Origin of the sequence: Stutzerimonas stutzeri, from assembly GCF_018138085.1 — a bacterium.
Taxonomy (GTDB): Bacteria; Pseudomonadota; Gammaproteobacteria; order Pseudomonadales; family Pseudomonadaceae; genus Stutzerimonas; species Stutzerimonas stutzeri_AI.
This window is the reverse complement of record NZ_CP073105.1, coordinates 705,172-727,638: the sequence shown is the minus strand read 5'-3', so window position 1 is coordinate 727,638 and position 22,467 is coordinate 705,172. Positions and strand designations below refer to the sequence as shown.

The following is a 22,467-nucleotide window of genomic DNA, read 5'->3' as shown; positions in this document are numbered from 1 at the left end:
TGTATTCACAAAAACAAAGGAGAAAGGCAGATGGCTGACAATCGTGGCGTCGTTTACCTCGGCGCAGGCAAGGTCGAAGTCCAGAAAATCGACTATCCGAAGATGCAGGACCCACGCGGACGCAAGATCGAGCACGGAGTGATCCTGCGCGTCGTTTCCACCAACATCTGCGGCTCGGACCAACACATGGTGCGCGGCCGCACCACCGCCCAGGTCGGCCTGGTGCTCGGCCACGAAATCACCGGGGAAGTCATCGAGAAAGGCAGCGATGTCGAGAACCTGCAGATCGGCGATCTGGTTTCGGTACCGTTCAACGTCGCCTGCGGCCGTTGCCGCTCCTGTAAGGAACAGCACACCGGCGTCTGCCTGACCGTCAACCCGGCGCGTGCCGGCGGCGCTTACGGTTACGTCGACATGGGCGACTGGACCGGCGGCCAGGCCGAATACGTGCTGGTGCCCTACGCCGACTTCAACCTGCTCAAGCTGCCCAACCGTGACAAGGCGATGGAGAAGATCCGCGACCTGACCTGCCTGTCGGACATCCTGCCCACCGGCTACCACGGCGCGGTCACCGCCGGTGTCGGCCCGGGCAGCTCGGTGTACATCGCTGGCGCCGGCCCGGTCGGTCTGGCAGCTGCCGCCTCGGCGCGCCTGTTGGGCGCCGCGGTGGTCATCGTCGGTGACCTCAACCCCGCCCGTCTGGCCCATGCCAAGGCCCAGGGTTTCGAGATCGCCGACCTTTCGCTGGATACCCCGCTGCACGAGCAGATCGCCGCCCTGCTGGGCGAGCCTGAAGTCGATTGCGCGGTTGACTGCGTGGGCTTCGAGGCCCGTGGCCATGGCCATGAAGGCGCCAAGCACGAGGCCCCTGCCACCGTGCTCAATTCGCTGATGGGCGTGGTTCGGGTCGCGGGCAAGATCGGTATTCCCGGCCTGTACGTCACAGAAGATCCGGGCGCAGTGGACGCAGCAGCCAAGATGGGCAGCCTGAGCATTCGCTTCGGCCTCGGCTGGGCCAAGTCGCACAGCTTCCATACCGGTCAGACGCCGGTGATGAAGTACAACCGCGCCCTGATGCAGGCAATCATGTGGGACCGCATCAACATCGCCGAAGTGGTCGGTGTGCAGGTGATCAGCCTGGACCAGGCGCCCCAGGGCTATGGCGAGTTCGATGCCGGCGTGCCGAAGAAATTCGTTATCGACCCGCACAAGATGTTCAGCGCCGCCTGATCCGTCGCCAGTAGTTGATTCGTCCTGCGGATTGGCGCCTGCAGGACTCTGATATCAAGCACTTTGGGGAGCCTTCTGGCTCCCCTTTTTTTTTTGCGGACCAGGTTACCGGCGTTTCATTGCGGCCGAGGCACAGCTGCCCCTGCGTGACCTGCACGCGCGATGCGAACGCCAGTCAGCCTGGCAGACCGATGGCCCGTCCGACGTGGATCGGCCTGGGCAAGTCCTGCTGCGCCTCGTACAAGTCCCGTACCGCGACGAGCACGGCCGGATCGAACGGCGCCGAGCGGCCTGCCTGGCGATCGATGTTGATCAGCATTTGCTCGTTGGCTGCCAGCAGACGCTCCTCCCCTGTCTGATAAAGCCCGTGGTAGACCTGCAGCCGCTTGCGATCGTGGGCCAGCAGCTGCGTGCGCACCTCCACCTCGGCACCGAGCTTGACCTCGGCCAGGTAATTCAGATGGCACTCGAGGGTGTACAGCGTGTGTCCGCTGCGCTCGCGACCGGCCTGGTCGAGGCCGATCCGGGTCATCAGCGCATCCGTCGCGTAGCTGAAGATCAGCAGGTAAAAGGCGTCTCGCAGGTGGTCGTTGTAGTCGACCCACTCGGGCAGGATCGGGGTGCGATATGTGGTGAGCATTCTGATGGTCGTCCTTCGTCGTGTCCGGTTCTCGGGGGCGCCGTCGCGGGCCGGAAATGGCCGGCCGCAAGCGGCATGACCGCTCGCCGGGTAACGGGGTCGCAGCCGGTGCTACCGACTATGGCCGCCCGAAGCGCCTGGTTATCCCGTCTTGACGTTTTGAGCAATACCCCAGTCGTTTTTGCATCGGGACGACATCCCCCCCGGGGATAAGCTGCCGCAAAGCGTCGATAAAACGTTTCGATGCGCCGCACTGGGGAGTTACCTGATGAACCCAACCGAACTGCACGCTGACAGCATCGTCATTGACGGTCTGATCATCGCCAAATGGAACCGCGAACTGTTCGAGGACATGCGCAAGGGTGGTTTGACGGCCGCCAACTGCACCGTCTCGGTATGGGAAGGGTTCCAGGCCACCGTCAATAACATCGCCGCCAGCCAGAAGCTGATCCGCGAAAACAGCGACCTGGTGATGCCGGTGCGTACCACCGCCGACATCCGCAAGGCCAAGGAACTGGGCAAGACGGGCATCCTGTTCGGCTTCCAGAACGCCCATGCCTTCGAGGACCAGATCGGCTACGTCGAGGTCTTCAAGCAGCTCGGCGTGGGCATCGTGCAGATGTGCTACAACACCCAGAACCTGGTCGGCACCGGCTGCTACGAGCGCGACGGCGGCCTGTCCGGCTTCGGTCGCGAGATCGTCGCCGAGATGAACCGCGTCGGCGTCATGTGCGACCTGTCCCACGTCGGCTCGAAAACCTCCGAGGAAGTCATCCTCGAATCGAAGAAGCCGGTCTGCTACTCGCACTGCCTGCCGTCCGGCCTGAAAGAGCATCCGCGCAACAAGTCCGACGAAGAACTGAAGTTCATCGCCGACCACGGCGGCTTCGTCGGCGTGACCATGTTCGCGCCCTTCCTGGCCAAGGGCATCGACTCGACCATCGACGACTACGCCGAGGCCATCGAGTACGTGATGAACCTGGTCGGCGAAGACGCCATCGGCATCGGCACCGACTTCACCCAGGGCCATGGCCAGGACTTCTTCGAGTACCTGACTCATGACAAGGGCTACGCCCGCCGCCTGACCAACTTCGGCAAGATCGTCAACCCGCTGGGCATCCGCACCGTGGGCGAGTTCCCCAACCTCACCGAGACCCTGCTCAAGCGCGGCATGCCCGAGCGCACCGTGCGCAAGGTCATGGGCGAGAACTGGGTGCGGGTACTCAAGGACGTCTGGGGCGAGTGATGAATACCTCCGGAGCCGACTGCGCTACGGCTCCACAGGCACTCATCCGCACTATTCCAACACGCAAGACAACGAATTCTGGAGTTTGAACACATGTCCACCCACGCCCCCGAAATGCCCATCCAGGTCGACGACGAAACCGGCGTCTGGACCACCGACGCCCTGCCGATGCTGTATGTGCCGCGGCATTTCTTCGTCAACAACCACATCGGCATCGAGGAAGTGCTCGGCGCCGAGAAGTACGCCGAGATCCTCTACAAGGCCGGCTACAAATCGGCCTGGCATTGGTGCGAGAAGGAAGCCGAATGCCACGGTCTGGTTGGCGTGGAAGTCTTCGAGCATTACATGAAGCGCCTGTCGCAGCGCGGCTGGGGCCTGTTCAAGATCCAGTCGATCGACCTGGACGCCGGCACCTGTGAGGTACGCCTGGACCACTCGGCCTTCGTGTACGTCTATGGCAAATGCGGGCGCCCGGTCGATTACATGTTCACCGGCTGGTTCGCCGGTGCCATGGATCAGATTCTCCAAGCGCAGGGCAGCGAGATCCGCACCGTCGCCGAACAGGTGTATGGCGCCTCGCAAGAAGGCCACGACCACGGTCTGTTCCGCGTCAAACCACTCTAAAAAAAAGGTATGTGAGACGGGCTTAGCGGCGACATGGCCGCCCAGCCCTCCACAAAGAAAACGCTAGGCTGCTTTTCCGTGAGGGTGCCGCAATGGCTTTCGAAGCAATGTTCCAGCCGATCCAGATCGGCAAACTGACCATCCGCAACCGCGTGATCAGCACCGCCCACGCTGAGGTCTACGCCACCGACGGCGGTATGACCACCGAGCGTTACGTCAAGTATTACGAAGAGAAAGCCAAGGGCGGCATCGGCCTGGCGATCTGCGGCGGCTCCTCGGTGGTAGCCATCGACAGCCCGCAGGAATGGTGGTCGTCGGTGAACCTGGCCACCGACCGGATCATCCCGCACTTCCAGAACCTGGCTGACGCCATGCACAAGCATGGCGCCAAGATCATGATCCAGATTACCCACATGGGCCGTCGCTCGCGCTGGGACGGCTTCAACTGGCCGACCCTGATGTCGCCATCGGGCATCCGCGAACCCGTACACCGCGCCACTTGCAAGACCATCGAGCCGGAAGAGATCTGGCGCATCATCGGCAACTACGCCCAGGCCGCACGCCGCGCCAAGGAAGGCGGCCTGGACGGCGTCGAGCTGTCCGCCGTGCACCAGCACCTGATCGACCAGTTCTGGTCGCCGCGTGTGAACAAGCGTACCGACGAATGGGGCGGCACCTTCGAGGGGCGCATGAAATTCGGCCTGGAAGTGCTCAAGGCCGTACGCGCCGAGGTCGGTGACGACTTCTGCGTCGGCATGCGCATCACCGGCGACGAGTTCCACCCGGACGGCCTCACCCACGAGGACATGAAGGAGATCGCCAAGTACTACGACGCCACCGGCATGGTCGACTTCTTCGGCGTGATCGGCTCGGGTTGCGATACTCACAACACCCTGGCCAACGTCATTCCGAACATGAGCTATCCGCCGGAGCCGTTCCTGCACCTGGCTGCTGGCATCAAGGAAGTGGTCAATGTCCCGGTTCTGCATGCGCAGAACATCAAGGACCCGAACCAGGCCCAGCGCATCCTCGAGGGCGGCTATGTGGACATGGTCGGCATGACCCGCGCCCACATCGCCGACCCGCACCTGATCGCCAAGATCAAGATGGGCCAGGTGGACCAGATCAAACAGTGCGTCGGCGCCAACTACTGCATCGACCGCCAGTATCAGGGCCTGGACGTGCTCTGCATCCAGAACGCGGCCACCAGCCGCGAGTACATGGGCCTGCCGCACATCATCGAGAAGTCCACCGGGCCCAAGCGCAAGGTGGTAGTCGTCGGCGGTGGACCGGCCGGCATGGAGGCGGCGCGCGTCGCAGCCGAGCGCGGCCATGACGTGACCCTGTTCGAGAAGAAGGACAGCCTCGGCGGGCAGATCAACCTCGCCGCCAAGGCACCGCAACGTGACCAGATGGCGGGCATCACCCGCTGGTTCCAGCTGGAGCTCGCCCGCCTCGGCGTCGACCTTCGCCTGGGCACCGGCGCCGACCCCGAAACCATCCTCGACCTGCGTCCGGACATCGTGGTGCTGGCCAACGGCGGCCACCCGTTCATCGAGCAGAACGAGCACTGGGGCGCGGAAGAAGGCCTGGTGGTCAGCAGCTGGGACATCCTCGATGGCAAGGTGGCGCCCGGCAACAACGTGCTGGTCTACGACACCATCTGTGAATTCACCGGCATGTCGGTGGCCGACTTCATCGCCGAGAAAGGCGCCAAGGTGGAGATCGTCACCGATGACATCAAGCCTGGCGTGGCCATTGGCGGCACCAGCTTCCCCACCTACTACCGCAGCCTGTACCCGAAGGAAGTGATCATGACCGGCGACCTGATGCTGGAAAAGGTCTATCGCGAGGGAGACAAGGTGGTGGCGGTCCTGGAGAACGAATACACCGGCGCGAAGGAAGAGCGGGTGGTCGACCAGGTGGTGGTGGAGAACGGCGTGCGTCCTGACGAGACCCTGTACTACGCGCTCAAGGAAGGTTCGCGCAACAAGGGCCAGATCGACGTCGAGGCGCTGTTCGCTATCCAACCGCAGCCTTGTCTTTCGCAGAGCGGCGACGGCTATCTGCTGTTCCGAATCGGCGACTGCGTGGCTCAGCGCAATACCCACGCGGCGATCTACGACGCGCTGCGGCTGTGCAAAGACTTCTGACCCCGCGACAGGCCGCAGGCGTCAGGCGACAGGCTAGAAGCCAGGGTTGCGCCCTTGCTTTTTCCTGCAGCCTGCAGCCTGAGGCCTGCAGCCCCAATCCGGTAAGCTGCGATGCTTGACGTTATCCTTCCCATCCTGCTGTTCGCCGCCCTCGGGCTTGCCGTACTCGGCGCAGGCAGGCGCTTCGCCATGTGGCGCCGCGGTCGCCCTTCGAAGGTCAACTGGCTCGGTGGCCTGATGGCCATGCCACGACGCTACCTGGTCGATCTGCACCACGTGGTCGAGCGCGACAAGTACATGTCCAAGACCCACGTCGCCACGGCGGGCGGCTTCGTCCTGGCGGCTTTGCTGGCGATCGTCGTGCATGGCTTCGGCCTGCAGAACCGGATTCTCGGCTTCGCCCTGCTGGCTGCCTGTGTGCTGATGTTCGTGGGTGCGCTGTTCGTCGCCAAGCGCCGTCGCAACCCGCCGGCACGGCTGTCGAAAGGCCCCTGGATGCGCCTGCCGAAAAGCCTGCTGATGTTCTCGTTCAGCTTCTTCATCGCCACCCTGCCGGTCGCCGGCATCCTGCCGGCCGATTTTGGCGGCTGGATCCTCGCCGCCGTGCTGGCGCTGGGCGTGGCCTGGGGCGTGTCGGAGATGTTCTTCGGCATGACCTGGGGCGGGCCGATGAAGCATGCCTTCGCCGGTGCCCTGCACCTGGCCTGGCACCGTCGCCCTGAGCGTTTCCGCACCCCGCACAATGCCAGCGCGGCCCGCTCCAGCGGCCTCAAGGCACTGGATCTGACCGATCCGAACGCACCGCTGGGCGTGGAAAAACCCAAGGACTTCACTTGGAACCAGCTGCTCGGCTTCGATGCCTGCGTGCAGTGCGGTCGCTGCGAGGCGGCCTGCCCGGCCTTTGCCGCCGGCCAGCCGCTGAACCCGAAGAAGCTGATCCAGGACATGGTCGTCGGCCTCGCTGGTGGCAGTGACAAAGGCTATTTCGGCAGCCCCTACCCAGGCATTCCGGTCGGTGAGCACGGCGGCAACCCGCACCAGCCCATCGTCTTCGCCGAGGGCAAGGGCCTGGTCGAGGCGGAAACGCTGTGGTCCTGCACCACCTGCCGCGCTTGCGTCGAGGAGTGCCCGATGATGATCGAGCACGTCGATGCCATCGTCGACATGCGCCGCCACCTCACCCTGGAAAAGGGCGCCACGCCGAACAAGGGCGCCGAGGTGCTGGACAACCTGATCGCCACCGACAACCCGGGCGGTTTCGCTCCCGGTGGTCGCCTCAACTGGGCCGCCGACCTGAACCTGCCGCTGATGAGCGAGAAGAAACAGGCCGATGTGCTGTTCTGGGTGGGCGATGGTGCCTTCGACATGCGCAACCAGCGCACCCTGCGCGCCTTCGTCAAGGTACTCAAAGCCGCCGACGTCGACTTCGCCGTGCTCGGCCTGGAGGAGCGTGACAGCGGTGACGTGGCACGCCGCCTGGGTGACGAGGCGACCTTCCAGACGCTGGCCAAACGCAACATCGAAACCCTGGCCAAGTACCGCTTCAACAAGATCGTCAGCTGCGACCCGCACAGCTTCCACGTGCTGAAGAACGAGTACGGGGCACTGGGCGGCGAGTACCTGGTGCTGCACCACAGTACCTACATGGAAGAGCTGATCGCCTCGCAGAAACTCAACCTCGGTCAGCACCCCTTATCTCAACAGCATGGCGGCAGCGTGACCTATCACGATCCCTGCTACCTGGGCCGCTACAACGGCGAGTACGAAGCCCCGCGCAGCGTGCTCAAGGCCATCGGCATCGAGGTCAAGGAAATGGAGCGTTCCGGCTTCCGTTCACGCTGCTGCGGCGGTGGTGGCGGTGCGCCGATCACCGATATCCCCGGCAAGCAGCGGATTCCCGACATGCGCATGGCCGACATCAAGGAGACCGGCGCCGAGCTGGTGGCCGTGGGTTGCCCACAGTGCACGGCGATGCTCGAAGGCGTGGTCGAACCGCGGCCGCAGATCAAGGACATCGCCGAGCTGGTAGCGGACGTATTGCTGGAGACACCCGCCCCGGCGAAAAAGCCCGCGACGGCCAAGCCTGAAGCCCTGGAGGTGCACTGATGAGCGATATCATCCGCCGCGACCCACGCACCGAGTGGATCGCCCGCAACCGCCTGCATCCGTTGCACGCAGCCATGCAGAAGGCCGAAACCAGCTGGATGGGACCCAACGGCATCATCCGCAAGAACCCGCATGCGGTCGGCTTCATCGGCCCCAACGGACTCAAGCGCATCGACCGCAGCGGTGCCCAGCAAGGCGGCAGCGCCAAACGCAGCGCCGCCAGCGCGGTGGTTCAGCTGCCGTTGCATGTGGTCGAACAACCGGCTTTCTACATCGCCGTGGTACCGGACATGGTCGGCGGCCGTCTGAGCAGTCACGACAAGGACCTGCTCGGCCTGGCCAACAAGCTGGCCGGGGAAGCGGGCGCAGTGGTCGCCGTGGTGTTCGGCGACTACAAGGAGACCGCCTTCGACACCGCCGGTGTCGATCGCCTGGTGCACATCGAGGGCGAAGCCTTCGAAGGCTATGCGCCGGAAGCGCGGGTACTGGCCCTCAGCGCGGTGGAAAGCCAGTTGGCGCCACGCCACTGGTTGCTGCCGGACAGCCGCACCGGCGGTGGCGAGCTCGGCCGGCGCCTCGGCGCCAAGCTTGGTGAGCGCCCCGCCACCCGCATCTGGCAGGTCGCCGACGGCCAATGCATCGGCCGCGCCGGTGCCGGCCAGCAGGATCTGGTACGCAAGGCGCCGCGCCTGATTCTGGCCGCCGTCGAGTGTGCCGATCCGGTCAGCGACACCCGCCATGAAGTGCGCCACCTGCCGCTCGAGAACGCGATCACCCGTTGCCTGCCACGCATCGAAGACCTCGGCGCGGTGGCGGTCGATCCGGCCCTTATCCCCATGGCCGAAGCCGAGTTCATTCTCTCCGGCGGCAACGGGGTCAAGGACTGGGCCTTGTTCCACCAGGCCGCCGAAGCGCTCGGCGCGACCGAAGGCGCCTCGCGGGTCGCAGTGGACGACGGCTTCATGCCGCGCGACCGCCAGGTCGGTGCCACCGGTACCTGGGTCACCGCACGGGTCTATCTGGCCGTCGGGATTTCCGGCGCCATCCAGCACCTGCAGGGTATCGGTGCCTGCGACAAGGTCGTGGCCGTGAACATGGACCCCGGCTGCGACATGATCAAGCGCGCCGACCTGGCGGTGATCGGCAATTCCAGCGAGATCCTCGCCGCACTGATCGAGCTGGCCACCGAATATCGCCAGGGAGACGCTCGCGATGCGGCGTGAACAGCGAGCTCACGAAAAACCCGTAGGGTGGATGACGCGTCACCCATCCACCGGGAAAGACTGCACATTGATGGTGGAAGAAGAAAGCGTCTTCCACCCTACGGAGTCGCGTCATGACTGACCTGAACATCATCGCCCTGGTCTCGGTAGGCGCCCATCCGACCTCGGGCCGTTCCCGCCGCGCCGAGCAGGATGCCCGCGCCGTCGAGCTCGGCCTGCGGCTCGCCGGCGAACGCTTGCAGCTGCTGCATGCTGGCGACCCGCAGGAGCCGGCACTGCGTGGTTACCTGGGCATGGGCCTGAGCGAAATGACCGTGCTGGAGCAGCCCGGCCACTGCGATGCGCTGCCACTGCTGAACAACTACCTGCAGGATGCTGGCGCCCATCTGGTGCTGACCGGCAGCCAGGCGGAAACCGGAGAAGGCTCAGGGCTGCTGCCCTACCTGCTGGCCGAACGCCTGGGCTGGCCCCTGGTGGTCGGCCTGGCCGAGGTGGAGAAGGTCGAGAACGGCGTGGCTCAGGTGCTGCAGGCCCTGCCCCGCGGCCAGCGGCGCCGGTTGAAGGTACGCCTGCCGTTCGTCGCCAGTGTCGACAATGCGGCGCCGGCGGCGCGCCAGAGCGCTTTCGGTCCGGCCCGCCGAGGCGAGCTGCGCGCCGAGGATGTCGCCGTGATCGAGGACAGCCTGCTCGAGGAGGCGCAGCTGCAACCGGCGCGACCACGTCCCAAGCGGCTCAAGGTGATCAAGGCCAAGACCGGCGCCGAACGGATGAAGGCGGCCACGGCCAAGGCCTCCGGCGGCGGTGGGCAAGTACTTCAAGACGTATCGCCGCAAGTCGGTGCCGAGGCTATCTTCAAATTACTGCGCGACGAGGGCGTGCTGCGCTGAGCGTAGCGCCGCCTCGCCTACCGAAGCCAAAGGGAGCTAACACGATGATGCACGCCGATCTGATCGACCAGGACGATTTCCGTGATCGTCTCGTCGCACTGGGCTTTGAGATTCCCAGTGGCGCCACCGCTGAACAAGCTTGCGAACGCGCCGTCGTTGGCCTGTCCCGCGAGCGCGCGCAGGCGCTACGCCGCCTGGTCGAAGAGCTGCTAGGCGGTTCCGCGACGCTGCTGCCTGCGGTGCGTGAAGCCATCAGCCGGAATCTGCTTCCGGCATTGGTACGCGCCAACTAACCTCGCAGGTCACCTGTGACGCCACATGACGGCGTCACAGGTGCATGGCTAGAGTCGAAGCGGAGCGCAGCCGCTGCAAAAAAAGGGCCGCAAAAAAGCTGCAAGAAAAAAGGCGGATGACACGGTCATCCGCCTTCTTCGGACAGGCTGTGAGCGACGTCAGACGCGAACGCTGGCGAAGGTCGACTCACCCTGGGCACGCTGCAACGCAGCGATGGTCGCGGGGTTCCTGTTGCCGTCATCGGGGCGCGGTATCAGCGCAACCACCTGCGCCGATTGCTGGCCCGAGCGCTCGTCACGCGGCGGAATGCCGAAGAACTCGCGGTAGCACTTGGAAAAGTGCGGAGTCGAGACGAAGCCGCAGACCGAAGCCACTTCGATGATCGACATCGGCGTCTGCTTGAGCAACTGACGGGCACGTATCAGCCGTAGCTTGAGGTAATAGCGCGACGGCGAGCAGTGCAGGTATTTCTGGAACAGTCGCTCGAGCTGGCGCCGGGACACATTGACGTAGCAGGCCAGTTCGTCCAGGTCGATCAGCTCTTCGAGGTTGGCCTCCATCAGGGCCACGATTTCCAGCAGCTTCGGCTGGTTGGTGCCCAGCATGTGCTTGAGTGGCACGCGCTGCAGATCCTGCTCGCTGCGAATGCGCTCGTACATGAACATGTCGGAGATGGCCGCGGCCAGTTCACGCCCATGCCGCGCGCCGATCAGCTGCAGCATCAGGTCCATCGGCGCGGTACCGCCGGAGGCGGTGTGGCGATTGCGATCGATGGAGAACAGCCGAGGGGTGACCGAGGTACGCGGGAAGGCTTCCTGCATCGCCGCCAGGCATTCCCAGTGCACGCTGCAGTCATAGCCGTCGAGCAAACCGGCCTTGGCCAGGGCCCAACTGCCGGTGCATACCGCACCGAGCTGGCGCCCGTGGCGAGCTTGCACCTGCAACCAGTGCAGATGCTCGCGGGTCACGCTGTGCTGAATGTCCACGCCGCCGCAAACGATGACGCTATCCAGGCTGGGTGCGGTATCGAAGCTGGCGTCCGGGGTGATCTGCAAGCCATCGCTGGCGGTCACTGGCTGCCCCGCCTGGGTCACGGTGAACCAGCGGTACAGCTCTTTGCCCGATAGCTGATTGGCCATCCGCAAAGGCTCCACGGCCGAGGCCAGGGAGATCAGGGTGAAGTTATCCAGCAGCAGGAAGCCGATGGTCTGTGGGAGCCGATTTGGGGGCTGCGACCCGGGATTGATCTGTGACAATGACGGACCCTCACGCTAGGCATTTCTCGTGAGCCTTCGACGAGGCTCTTATTTTTGTGTTTCCGACGCTCAACGGCGCCAGCTCATGCATATATCAAGGCAAACAACATGCCTATTTTGAATGCTCGTTCAATAAAACCACCCGACAGCCTGGAACGCCCGCCGCGCAAGGCTTGCAACAAGCGGAACGGGCGCTGAAGACGCCTGGGCGTTACCCCTCGGCGGGCAGTTTCGTAGCAGTGGCCGAAGGGCTGACCGGCATAAACCACGCACTGTCATGCGGTGGTAACAGCAGCGGGTAACAAGCCCGGGTTACAAGCGCGGGACAGGACCGCTCGCGCTCGGCGAAACGCACCACGGCTGATCGGCGTAACGGTGCTGATGCACCGCTTCGGCTCAGCACTCGATGGCATTGACCGCCAGGCCGCCACGGGACGTTTCCTTGTACTTGTCGTGCATGTCGGCACCGGTGTCACGCATCGTGCGGATGACCCGGTCGAGCGAGATGAAATGCTCGCCGTCACCACGCATCGCCATCTGGGCCGCATTGATCGCCTTCATGGCGGCGATCGCATTACGTTCGATGCAGGGCACCTGCACCAGGCCGCCGACCGGGTCACAGGTCAGGCCCAGGTTATGCTCCAGGCCGATTTCCGCGGCATTCTCCAACTGCTCGGGCGTCGCACCGAGCAACTCGGCCAAGCCGGCTGCGGCCATGGCGCAAGCGGAGCCCACCTCGCCCTGGCAGCCCACTTCGGCGCCCGAAATCGATGCGTTCTTCTTGCACAGGATGCCGATCGACGCGGCGGCGAGCAGGTAGTCGACCACGTCGTCGTCGGACGCTTCCGGATGGAATTTCATGTAGTAGTGCAGGACAGCCGGGATGATGCCCGCCGCGCCGTTGGTGGGTGCCGTGACCATGCGACCACCCGCCGCGTTTTCCTCGTTGACCGCCAGGGCGAACAGGTTCACCCACTCCATCGCGCTCATGGTCGAGCCGATGACATTCGGCTTGCCCAGCTCCATCAGGTTCTGATGCAGCTTGGCGGCCCGCCGGCGCACCTTAAGCCCGCCGGGCAATATGCCCTCGTGGCGCAGACCATTGGCGACACACTGCTTCATCGCCTCCCACAGACGCAACAGCCCCTGGCGGACCTCCGCCTCGCTGCGCCAGGCCAGCTCGTTGGCCATCATCAATTGACTGACGCGCAGCCCGTGGCGCTTGCACAGCTGCAGCAACTCGACGGCGCTGGAAAAGTCGTACGGCAGCACCGTGTGGTCCTGGTCCAGCTGACCGGCGGCGGCCTGCTCGGCATTGACCACGAAGCCACCCCCAACGGAGTAGTAGGTGTCCTGGTGCAATACTTCCGAGTGTCCGTGCGCGATGAAGGTCACGGCGTTGGGGTGATACGGCAGGTTCTCCTCGAGCAGCAGCAGGTCTCTCGTCCAGTCGAACGCCACCGGCCAGTGGCCGGCGAGCCGCAGCTGCCCGCAGGACCGAAGCGCTGCGATGCGTGGTCCGATCTGCTCGGGATCGATCAGGTCCGGGCGCTCCCCCATCAGACCCATGATCACGGCGTTGTCGGTGCCATGCCCGACGCCGGTGGCCGACAGCGAGCCATACAGGCGCACCTCGACACGCCATACCCGCTCGAGCAGCTTGCGCTCGCGCAAGGCATCGACGAATAGCGCCCCGGCGAGCATGGGGCCAACCGTATGCGAGCTGGACGGACCAATGCCGATTTTGAAAAGGTCGAATACGCTGATCGCCACGCTGAACACTCCACTGGATGCCCTGGAAACAGGCGCCATCATGGTGGTTTTACGGACACATAGAAGTCTGGCACCGACGTGGTCATGCCCAAATCCGTCAAATCGCCCAATAAGTGACCAATGAGTCCTGCGGGCGGCTGCGCCGTTCGAACAAGTGATAGCCGCCGGCATTTCGTCATCATCAGGGCCGCTCGGTGCGCTTGCCTGCGGACAGCGCACGGCCGCTTTCAGAGGTCGCCTGGGCGGCGGCCAACCGGTGCCTAGCATCAGCTTGTGACAGGCTCATGAACAAAAAATCAGCCGAAAGGTGCTCGCGGCAACCGGCTCGAATCGCCGGGAAAAGCCCTTCTTATAACGCCTGTCCTCCGGCGCTGGCGCGGCCGTTCCAGCCGCTCCGGAACAACGCTGGGAAATGGCGAAAATACCCCTGACTAGAGCGCCGGCCGTTGAGTAATCGCGCCTTTCTGCTGAATTTTTTTCATCTTCTGCTTGGTGGCTACAGGCCACGGCATATAGGAGCTCCAGCAAAATCGCGGACTTGTGGAGCCAAGCGCTGAAAAGCGCAGCGGTGCCATGATGAATTTTTTTCTGTTATGGTTTTTTAAGCAGTGCATGTCGCCGTTCAGTATGTAAGCGTCGTAACTCGACAATTGCTGCCGCCGGAGGGGGATATCGTTAATCCATATTCCTCAGCCGCCAGCCAACAGCGTTGGCCACTGGGTGCCTTGCGAGACATAGCTACAGCCGTCCCAAACGGCTGTACACATAACAAGAAATGGGTACCGGTTCCGCTCCACACAGAGCGACGACCACGATGAGCTTACTAGCACTGCCAAAGGATAGAAGCGGTTACGACACTGCGGTGAATACGCAACGATGCCGAGCCAGCAAACGTGCGAGACGGGCCACTGTCCCGCCTGCACGGTCGCAGCCCGTCGAGCCACCGCGAGACCGCTTCCAGCCAAGAACATGCCAACCCACAGCCATAACCGTTGGCATAAGCCGGCGAGCGTTGCGAGACGCTTGCGGCCTCCGTTTAGCTGATCTGGATGTCTACTGAGGGGAACCGTCCCATGCAGTCTGGAAAAATCGTCGTCGAGAACCTGTACAAGGTCTTCGGCCCACAAGAACAAGAAGCCATCGCCTTGCTCAAGCAAGGCTGGAGCAAGGACAAGATTCTCGCCGAGCGCGGCGCGGTCATCGGCGTGAGTGATGTTTCGTTCAGCGTCGAAGAAGGCGAAATCTTCGTGCTGATGGGCCTGTCCGGCTCCGGCAAATCCACGCTGATACGCCTGATCAATCGCTTGATCGAGCCCAGCGCCGGAAACGTCTTCATCGATGGGCAGAACGTCGCGAAACTGCCCCACTCACAGCTCATCGACCTGCGCCGTCGCGACATGAGCATGGTCTTCCAGTCGTTTGCCCTGATGCCCTCGCGCTCGGTTCTGGACAACGCCGCCTTCGGCCTGGAAGTCGCCGGCGTCGGCCGCAAGGAACGCGAGGAGCGCGCCATGGCGGTGCTCACGCAGGTCGGCCTCGACACCTTCGCGCAGAAGTTTCCGCACGAGCTTTCCGGCGGTATGCAACAGCGGGTCGGCCTCGCCCGGGCGCTGGCCGTGAACCCCTCGATGATCATCATGGACGAAGCCTTCTCCGCGCTCGACCCGCTCAAGCGCCGCGAAATGCAGGACGTCCTGCTGGAGCTGCAGAAGACCCATCGACGCACCATCATCTTCGTCTCCCATGACATCGAGGAGGCCATGCGCATCGGCAATCGCATCGGCATCATGGAAGGCGGCAAGCTGGTTCAGGTCGGTACGCCGCAGGAATTGATCGACAACCCCGCCAACTCCTACGTGCGCAACTTCTTCGAAACCGTCAACACCAGCCGTTACCTCACCGCCGGCCAGCTCAAGGCCGACAGCGTTCCGCTCTACGTGCACAACGGCAAGGCGCCGGACGCCCTGCAGGTCTGCCAGGAACTGCAGGCGATGGACAAGCACTACGCCTTCATCGTCGACGAGGACAAGAAATTCCGCGGTTCGATCAGCCTGGAGCGCATCGCCCTGCTGGTCGAGAACGGCAAGACCTGCCCGCTCGAAGCGAACGTGTTGAAGCAGATCGAACCCCTCACCGAAGACCAGCCGCTCGATCAGGTGATCGAACGCCTGGTGGATAACGAGGGACCGATGCCCGTGGTGGACAGCCAAGGGTTCTACGCGGGCGCCATCAGTAAAGGCCGCCTTCTGACCCGCCTGCAGGAGGATTGATCATGAGCAAAGATCTCGATCTGGGGAGCTGGGTCAACGACGTCGTCCAGCATCTGCTGGAGAACTACAGCGGCGCCTTCGACAGCCTCGGCAGCGTGGTCAGCGGATTCTCCGAAGGCGTCGAAGCGTTGCTGATGCTGCCGCCGGCCTGGCTGCTCATCGCCATCTTCGTCGGCCTCGGCTTGTGGCGCATAGGCGCCCGGTTCGCCGCCTTCACCGCGGTGTCCTTCATTCTCATCGTGCTCACCGGTTTCTGGGAACAGACCGTGGTGACCCTCGGCCTGACCTTCTCCGCCACACTGATCAGCCTGCTGCTGGGAATTCCGCTGGGCATCTGGTCGGCGCGCAGTGAGCGGGTCGCCACCATCACCCGCCCGATTCTGGACTTCATGCAGACCATGCCGGCGTTCGTCTACCTGATCCCGGCCGCGATGCTGTTCGGCCTCGGCCGCGTGCCCGGCATCATCGCCACGGTGATCTTCGCCATGCCGCCGGCGGTACGCCTGACCAACCTTGGCATCCGTCAGGTCAACAAGGAGATCGTCGAAGCCGGCCAGTCGTTCGGCTGCAACAGCCGGCAGCTGCTGTTCAAGGTCCAGTTGCCCAACGCCATGCCGTCGATCATGGCCGGGGTCAACCAGACCATCATGATGGCGCTGTCAATGGTGATCATCGCCTCGATGGTCGGCGCCGGCGGCCTGGGCAACGACGTGTTGGCCAGTATCCAGCGGCTGGACATCGGCCTCGGCTTCGAAAGCGGCATGGCCGTGGTGCTGCTGGCGATCATCCTCGACCGCATCACCGAGAGTTTCGGCACCGCCAAGCGGGCCACGCAGAAAGCGACCTGGTACACCTGGGTGACCACCAAGCTCAGGCCGCAGGGCCAGTAAGCGCAACGATCCCATTCGGAAAAAAGGAAATCAGAATGACCAATTTCAAGACGATCACGGGTATCGGCCTGCTCGCCTGCACGCTGTTGCAAAGCGCCTGGGCACAAGAGCCGGCGAGTTGCGAGAAGGTGCGTTTCGCCGAGATCGGCTGGGCCGACATCGCCGCGACCACCGGTGTCGCGATGGTCCTGACCGAGGGCCTGGGCTACCACCCGAGCAAGGTGATGGCCTCGGTACCGATCGCCTTCACCGGCGTAAAGAACAAGCAGATCGACGCCTTTCTCGGCTATTGGTCGCCCTCGATGGACGCCGTGATCGAACCCTTCGCCAAGGACAACGGCGTCAAGGTGCTCGAGTCACCCAACCTCGAAGGCGCCAAGTACACCCTGGCGGTGCCGACCTACGCGGCCGAAGCCGGGCTGAAGAGCTTCCAGGACATCGCCAAGTTCAAGGATCAGCTGGGCGGCCGCATCTACGCGATCGAGCCGGGCAACGACGGCAACCTCTTGATCGAGAAAATGATCAAGAACGACCAGTTCGGTCTCGGTGATTTCCGCATGGTCGAATCCAGCGAGGCCGGCATGCTGGTGCAGGTGCAACGGGCGATTCGGAAGAAGGAGCCGGTGGTTTTCCTCGGCTGGGCTCCGCACCCGATGAACACCCAGTACGACCTGACCTATCTCGCCGGCGGCGATGACGTGTTCGGACCTGACTTCGGTGCCGCCAAGGTTTACACCGTGGTGCCGCCTGACTACCTGGAGCGCTGCTCGAACGTTGGAAAGCTGCTGCAGAACCTGCAATTCAGCGTCGCCATGGAAAGCGAGCTGATGCAGATGGCGCAGGAGCGGGACGATCCGCAAACCGTCGCCAAGCAATGGCTCAAGGCGCATCCGGACGTCCTCGATCAGTGGCTGGCCGGAGTCACCACTCAGGACGGTCAGGACGGCGTCGCCGCCGTCAAGAAGTTCATCGGCCTCTGAGCCCCGGCGGACAAGACAGGGCCAGGCGCGCATAGCCGGCAGGCCCGCCTCGGCCCACGCACCGAGACGAGCCTGCCCTGCCGCCCCAACACCAAACATTTTTCCATTCGCCGGTGCGCAAGCAGAACCAGCGCGCCGAACCGTGCACGGGACCTCGCCCAAACGCCGAGGTCCCTGCGACAAACCGTGGCCTTCGCAGAGCGGGACCATGGTTGGCATCACTGCCATTTCCTGACATGGAGCTAACACGCATGAGTCTATTCAAGCACCTTCTTTGTGGCCTCGGCGCCGCCACCATGGCGCTCGGCATGGCCAGCAGCATGGCGGCGGACAAGCCCGAGCTGAAGATCGGCTACGTCAACGGCTGGGACGACAGCGTCGCCGCCACGCACGTGGCGGGCGAAATTCTCGAAAGCAAACTCGGCTATTCCGTCAAGCTGCAACCGGTCGAACCGGCCATCATGTGGCAGGGCGTCGCGCGCGGCGACCTCGATGCCACGCTCTCCGCCTGGCTGCCCGCCACCCACGGTGAGTACTTCGAGAAACTGAAGGACAAGGTCGTGGTGCTCGGCACCAACTATGAAGGCGCGAAGATCGGCTTGATCGTGCCGGATTACGTCGAGGCCAAAAGCATCGAGGACCTCAACAAGTACAGCAAGGCGTTCGACGGCAAGATCACCGGCATCGATGCCGGCGCCGGCGTCATGCGCCGGACCGAAGATGCCATCAAGCAATACAATCTGGACATCCGCCTGATGCCCAGCTCCGGACCAGCGATGACCACTGCGCTGACGCGCGCGGAGAAGGCACAGAAGCCGATCGTCGTCACCGGTTGGATCCCGCACTGGATGTTCGCCAAGTGGAAGCTGCGCTTCCTGGAAGATCCGAAAAAGGTCTTCGGTGACGACGAACATGTCGACACGGTCGCCAATCCGGGGCTCGCCAGCAAGGCGCCCGAAGCCGAGGCCTTCCTGAAGAAATTCAGCTGGGGCGCCGAAGAAGTTGGCGAGGTCATGCTGGCGATCCGCGACGGCGCCAAGCCGGACGATGCCGCACGCGAGTGGGTGAAGAACCACCCGGAACGCGTCGCCGGCTGGCTCGAATAACCCCCACCAACCAAACCCTCATCCACAGCGGTGCCCAGTGGGCGCCGCTGATGCAACGGAGTCACCAACATGCACACATTGAGATGGAGCGCCCTGGCGCTGGCCGTCACGGCCGCCTCTGCTCAACTGGCCGTGGCCAGCGAACAGTCGGAAGCCACCGGCTTCGCCGACGGCGGCAAGCTGACACTGCTGAACAAGAACTACTACTTCGCCCGCGACAACCACGCACCGGGCGCCGCCCAGAGCCGTCGGGAAGAGTGGGCCCACGGCCTGCTACTCGCCTATAAGTCCGGCTTCACCCAGGGCACCGTCGGCTTCGGCGTCGACCTGCATGCTGGTGGCGCGGTCAAGCTCGACAGCGGCCGCGGCACCAGCGGCACCGGCCTGCTGCCGGTCGATAGCGACGGCCGTGCTGCCGACAACTTCGGCTTCGCTGGCGGCGCGGTCAAGGTACGTGTCTCCAATACCACCCTGAAGTACGGGGACCTGACGCCCACCGCTCCGGTCTTCTCCCCCGGCACCGGACGCATCTTCGCCAGCACCGCCACCGGTTTTCAGCTGACCTCCAACGAGATCGACCAGCTGACCGTCGACGCGGGCTATTTCACCTCGATTCGTGACCGCAACCGCTCGCTCAACCACGACGGCGAGATCACCCTGGTCTACGCCGGTGCCATCGATTCGGAGACCGTCAGCTACCTGGGCGGCACCTACCAGCTCACCGACAGCCTCAGCGCCACCCTCTACGGCTCCAAGTACGAGGATGTCTGGACTCAGTACTACGGCAACCTGAACTACGCGCTGCCACTCTCCGAAGGTCAGGCGCTGTCGTTCGACTTCAACGCCTACGACACCCGTGACGAAGGCTCCGCCCTGGCTGGCGACATCAACACCACCGCCTGGTCGCTGGCGGCCGGCTACACGATCGGCGCGCATACCTTCACCCTCGCCCACCAGCAGGTGAACGGCAACTCGCCCATGGACTACATCAGCATGGACGGCACCAACGCCGGTGATTCCATCTACCTGGCCAACTCCTCGCAGTGGTCGGACTTCAACGCGCCGGGCGAGAAGTCCGTGCAAGCCCGCTACGACCTGAACATGGAGGCCTACGGCGTGCCGGGTCTGAAACTAATGGCCCGTTACATCAAGGGTGATATCGACGGCGCCAGCGTCGACACCGGCGGCGCCTACGCCTACTACGCGGGAGATGCCGGCAAGGGCAAGGAGTGGGAACGCGACCTCGAAGCCAAGTACGTGGTGCAGGAAGGCGACCTCAAGGACCTTTCCCTGCGGGTGCGTTACGCCACCGCACGCGGCTTCGCCGGCGACATCGACGAGCTGCGCGTGATCACCGAGTACCCGTTGGACATTCTGTAAGCAGTACCGGCGTATGGGCGCTGAATGCGCCCGTACCACATTGTCGGAACGCCGCCGCGGCCATGCCCAGCGGCTGTCGGTGAGTGGCGGCGTACCGCATCGCGAAGGCCTGCTCACGGCCGGTGTTCGGTCTCGGGCTCCTGCCCTTGCGGTCCGCGACAGATCTTATCCATTCCCGACAACGCCGTTTTTATTGATTGATCGTTCAATCAATAAAATCTAGGGTGTACCGCAGTCACTGTCTTCCCGGAGCCTCCAATGCCCAAGGTTGGAATGCAGCCCATCCGACGCAAGCAACTGATCCACGCCACCCTGGCGGCCGTGGACCAGGTCGGAATGAGCGATGCCAGCATCTCCATGATTGCCCGCCTGGCGGGCGTCTCGAACGGCATCATCGCTCACTATTTCCAGGACAAGAACGGCCTGCTCGAGGCCACCATGCGGCACCTGATGAAGGCGCTGAACCAGGCCGTTCGCATACGCCGCGAGGCGCTTGCCGATGACAGTCCGCGCGCGCACCTGAAGGCGATCATCGAGGGCAACTTCGACGACAGCCAGGTGAACGGTCCCGCGATGAAAACCTGGTTGGCGTTCTGGGCGTTCAGCATGCATCAGCCCTCCCTGCACCGGTTGCAGCGGATCAACGATCACCGCCTGTATTCCAATCTCTGCTGCGAGTTCCGCCGCGTTCTGCCGAAGGAGCAAGCACGCTCGGCCGCGCGCGGAATGTCAGCGCTGATCGACGGCCTGTGGCTGCGCGGCGCACTGGCCAGCAATGAATTCGATATCGAGCAGGCGCTGCAACTGGCCTACGACTACCTGGATCAGCTCCTGACCAAGCAGGTGCACTGACCCCTTCTCCAATACGCACCGCACGAGGATGACCATGCCCCGTTTCGAGCAACAGAAACTCTACATCGACGGCCGCTATGTCGACGCGACCAGCGGCGACACCTTCGAGACCGTCAATCCGGCGACCGGTGAAGTACTCGCCGAACTGCAGCGCGCCTCGTCAGAGGATGTCGACAAGGCCGTGGCCAGCGCCGCCGCCGGGCAGAATATCTGGGCCGCCATGACGGCCATGCAGCGCTCGCGCATCCTTCGCCGCGCGGTGGATATCCTGCGCGAGCGCAACGACGAACTGGCCGAGCTGGAAACCCTCGACACCGGCAAGCCGCTGGCCGAGACCCGCGCCGTGGACATCGTCACCGGTGCCGATGTGCTCGAGTATTACGCAGGGCTGATCCCGGCCATCGAAGGCGAGCAGATCCCGTTGCGCGACACCAGCTTCGTCTATACCCGCCGCGAGCCGCTGGGTGTGGTGGCGGGTATCGGCGCCTGGAACTACCCGATCCAGATCGCCCTGTGGAAATCCGCGCCAGCCCTGGCAGCCGGCAACGCCATGATCTTCAAACCCAGTGAGATGACCTCGCTGAGCGCGCTGAAGCTGGCCGAGATCTATACCGAGGCAGGCGTACCGGACGGCGTGTTCAACGTACTCACCGGCAGCGGCCGAGAAGTCGGCACCTGCCTCACCGAGCACCCGGGCATCGCGAAGATCTCCTTCACCGGCGGCACCAGCACCGGCAAGAAGGTCATGGCCAGTGCGTCCAGCTCGTCGCTCAAGGACGTGACCATGGAGCTGGGCGGCAAGTCGCCGCTGATCATCTTCGAGGACGCCAATCTCAACCGTGCCGCGGACATCGCGGTCATGGCCAACTTCTTCAGTTCCGGCCAGGTCTGCACCAACGGCACCCGCGTGTTCATCCATCGTTCGCTGCAGGCGCGCTTCGAAGCCAAGGTGCTCGAACGCATCAAGCGCATCCGCCTGGGCGACCCGCTGGACGAGCAGACCAACTTCGGTCCGCTGGTGGGCTTCGCGCACATGGACAACGTGCTTGATTACATCGAGTCGGGCCGGGCCGAAGGTGCACGCCTGCTCTGCGGCGGAACGCGGGTGACCGAGGGCGAGTACGCCAAGGGCGCCTATGTCGCGCCGACCGTGTTCAGCGACTGCCGTGACGACATGCGCATCGTGCGCGAAGAGATCTTCGGTCCGGTGATGAGCATCCTGGTCTTCGATGACGAAGCGGAAGTCATCCGCCGCGCCAACGACACCGACTACGGCCTCGCCGCAGGGGTGGTGACCAACGACCTGGCCCGCGCTCACCGCGTGATTCACCGCCTGGAAGCGGGCATCTGCTGGATCAATACCTGGGGCGAATCGCCAGCCGAAATGCCGGTCGGCGGCTACAAGCAATCCGGTGTGGGCCGCGAAAACGGGCTGATGACCCTGACGCATTACACCCGGACCAAATCGATCCAGGTCGAGCTGGGCGATTTCGCCTCGGTTTTCTAAGGGCTACAGGCGGCAGGCATCAGGGGTCCAGGCTAAAACGAGCCACCTGA

General features: G+C 63.8%; 18 protein-coding genes. 15 read left to right on the top strand and 3 right to left on the bottom strand.

All coding sequences use genetic code 11. The annotated features are described in order from the left end of the window. Window positions 1-30 precede the first annotated feature (30 nt). Window positions 31-1,230: a formaldehyde dehydrogenase, glutathione-independent gene (gene fdhA / locus KCX70_RS03550; protein WP_021209821.1), complete on the top strand. Its 1,200-nt coding sequence runs from the start codon at window positions 31-33 to the stop codon at window positions 1,228-1,230. Between the two features lie 175 nt (window positions 1,231-1,405). Here fdhA and KCX70_RS03545 read toward each other — a convergent pair whose 3' ends face one another. Continuing rightward, window positions 1,406-1,876 carry a thioesterase family protein gene (locus tag KCX70_RS03545; RefSeq protein ID WP_249121731.1) on the bottom strand — a complete coding sequence of 157 codons (471 nt, stop codon included), beginning with the start codon at window positions 1,874-1,876 and terminating at the stop codon, window positions 1,406-1,408. Window positions 1,877-2,138: 262 nt separating this feature from the next. Here KCX70_RS03545 and KCX70_RS03540 point away from each other — a divergent pair, with 262 nt between their 5' ends. From KCX70_RS03540 to KCX70_RS03510, 7 genes are all read left to right on the top strand, one after another. Continuing rightward, window positions 2,139-3,116: a dipeptidase gene (locus KCX70_RS03540; RefSeq protein ID WP_021209823.1), complete on the top strand. Its 978-nt coding sequence runs from the start codon at window positions 2,139-2,141 to the stop codon at window positions 3,114-3,116. Between the two features lie 93 nt (window positions 3,117-3,209). Next, window positions 3,210-3,740 (top strand): 4-vinyl reductase, encoded by a 531-nt coding sequence (locus KCX70_RS03535; RefSeq protein ID WP_102847079.1) that lies wholly within the window; start codon window positions 3,210-3,212, stop codon window positions 3,738-3,740. Window positions 3,741-3,832: 92 nt separating this feature from the next. Next, entirely contained in the window at window positions 3,833-5,893 is a 2,061-nt protein-coding gene (gene dgcA / locus KCX70_RS03530) for a dimethylglycine demethylation protein DgcA (protein WP_212619293.1), read from the top strand. Window positions 5,894-6,004: 111 nt separating this feature from the next. Then, window positions 6,005-7,999 carry a dimethylglycine demethylation protein DgcB gene (dgcB, locus tag KCX70_RS03525; RefSeq protein WP_102852836.1) on the top strand — a complete coding sequence of 665 codons (1,995 nt, stop codon included), beginning with the start codon at window positions 6,005-6,007 and terminating at the stop codon, window positions 7,997-7,999. Further along, entirely contained in the window at window positions 7,999-9,222 is a 1,224-nt protein-coding gene (locus tag KCX70_RS03520) for an electron transfer flavoprotein subunit alpha/FixB family protein (RefSeq protein ID WP_212619292.1), read from the top strand. The genes dgcB and KCX70_RS03520 overlap by 1 nt, the downstream gene beginning before the upstream one ends. A gap of 113 nt (window positions 9,223-9,335) precedes the next feature. Continuing rightward, window positions 9,336-10,109 carry an electron transfer flavoprotein subunit beta gene (locus tag KCX70_RS03515; protein ID WP_212619291.1) on the top strand — a complete coding sequence of 258 codons (774 nt, stop codon included), beginning with the start codon at window positions 9,336-9,338 and terminating at the stop codon, window positions 10,107-10,109. Window positions 10,110-10,153: 44 nt separating this feature from the next. Further along, window positions 10,154-10,402, top strand: a complete 249-nt coding sequence (locus KCX70_RS03510; RefSeq protein ID WP_021209829.1) for a hypothetical protein — start codon at window positions 10,154-10,156, stop codon at window positions 10,400-10,402. Window positions 10,403-10,561: 159 nt separating this feature from the next. Here the strand turns inward: KCX70_RS03510 and KCX70_RS03505 are convergent, their stop codons facing one another. Both KCX70_RS03505 and KCX70_RS03500 read right to left on the bottom strand, forming a co-directional pair. Further along, a complete protein-coding gene (locus tag KCX70_RS03505; RefSeq protein WP_212619290.1) occupies window positions 10,562-11,659 on the bottom strand; it encodes a GlxA family transcriptional regulator in 1,098 nt (365 codons plus the stop codon). Window positions 11,660-12,055: 396 nt separating this feature from the next. Continuing rightward, window positions 12,056-13,432, bottom strand: coding sequence for an L-serine ammonia-lyase (locus tag KCX70_RS03500; protein ID WP_212619289.1), 1,377 nt, complete (start codon window positions 13,430-13,432; stop codon window positions 12,056-12,058). A gap of 1,073 nt (window positions 13,433-14,505) precedes the next feature. On the opposite strand from KCX70_RS03500, the gene KCX70_RS03495 reads away from it, so the two are divergent. The 7 genes from KCX70_RS03495 to betB all read left to right on the top strand — a co-directional run bounded on the left by KCX70_RS03495 (window position 14,506) and on the right by betB (window position 22,417). Beyond that, window positions 14,506-15,702 (top strand): quaternary amine ABC transporter ATP-binding protein, encoded by a 1,197-nt coding sequence (locus KCX70_RS03495; protein WP_102847084.1) that lies wholly within the window; start codon window positions 14,506-14,508, stop codon window positions 15,700-15,702. A gap of 2 nt (window positions 15,703-15,704) precedes the next feature. After that, on the top strand, window positions 15,705-16,592 hold the full coding sequence (locus tag KCX70_RS03490; protein ID WP_021209997.1) for an ABC transporter permease: 888 nt from the start codon (window positions 15,705-15,707) through the stop codon (window positions 16,590-16,592). 35 nt (window positions 16,593-16,627) lie between these two features. Beyond that, window positions 16,628-17,572, top strand: coding sequence for a choline ABC transporter substrate-binding protein (locus KCX70_RS03485; RefSeq protein ID WP_102847085.1), 945 nt, complete (start codon window positions 16,628-16,630; stop codon window positions 17,570-17,572). A gap of 251 nt (window positions 17,573-17,823) precedes the next feature. Beyond that, window positions 17,824-18,678, top strand: a complete 855-nt coding sequence (locus KCX70_RS03480; protein WP_212619288.1) for a glycine betaine ABC transporter substrate-binding protein — start codon at window positions 17,824-17,826, stop codon at window positions 18,676-18,678. Window positions 18,679-18,747: 69 nt separating this feature from the next. Beyond that, window positions 18,748-20,058 (top strand): OprD family porin, encoded by a 1,311-nt coding sequence (locus tag KCX70_RS03475; protein WP_212619287.1) that lies wholly within the window; start codon window positions 18,748-18,750, stop codon window positions 20,056-20,058. A 258-nt stretch (window positions 20,059-20,316) separates the two neighbouring features. After that, on the top strand, window positions 20,317-20,910 hold the full coding sequence (gene betI, locus KCX70_RS03470) for a transcriptional regulator BetI (protein WP_212619286.1): 594 nt from the start codon (window positions 20,317-20,319) through the stop codon (window positions 20,908-20,910). A gap of 34 nt (window positions 20,911-20,944) precedes the next feature. Next, window positions 20,945-22,417 carry a betaine-aldehyde dehydrogenase gene (gene betB / locus KCX70_RS03465; RefSeq protein WP_212619285.1) on the top strand — a complete coding sequence of 491 codons (1,473 nt, stop codon included), beginning with the start codon at window positions 20,945-20,947 and terminating at the stop codon, window positions 22,415-22,417. Window positions 22,418-22,467: the final 50 nt, after the last annotated feature.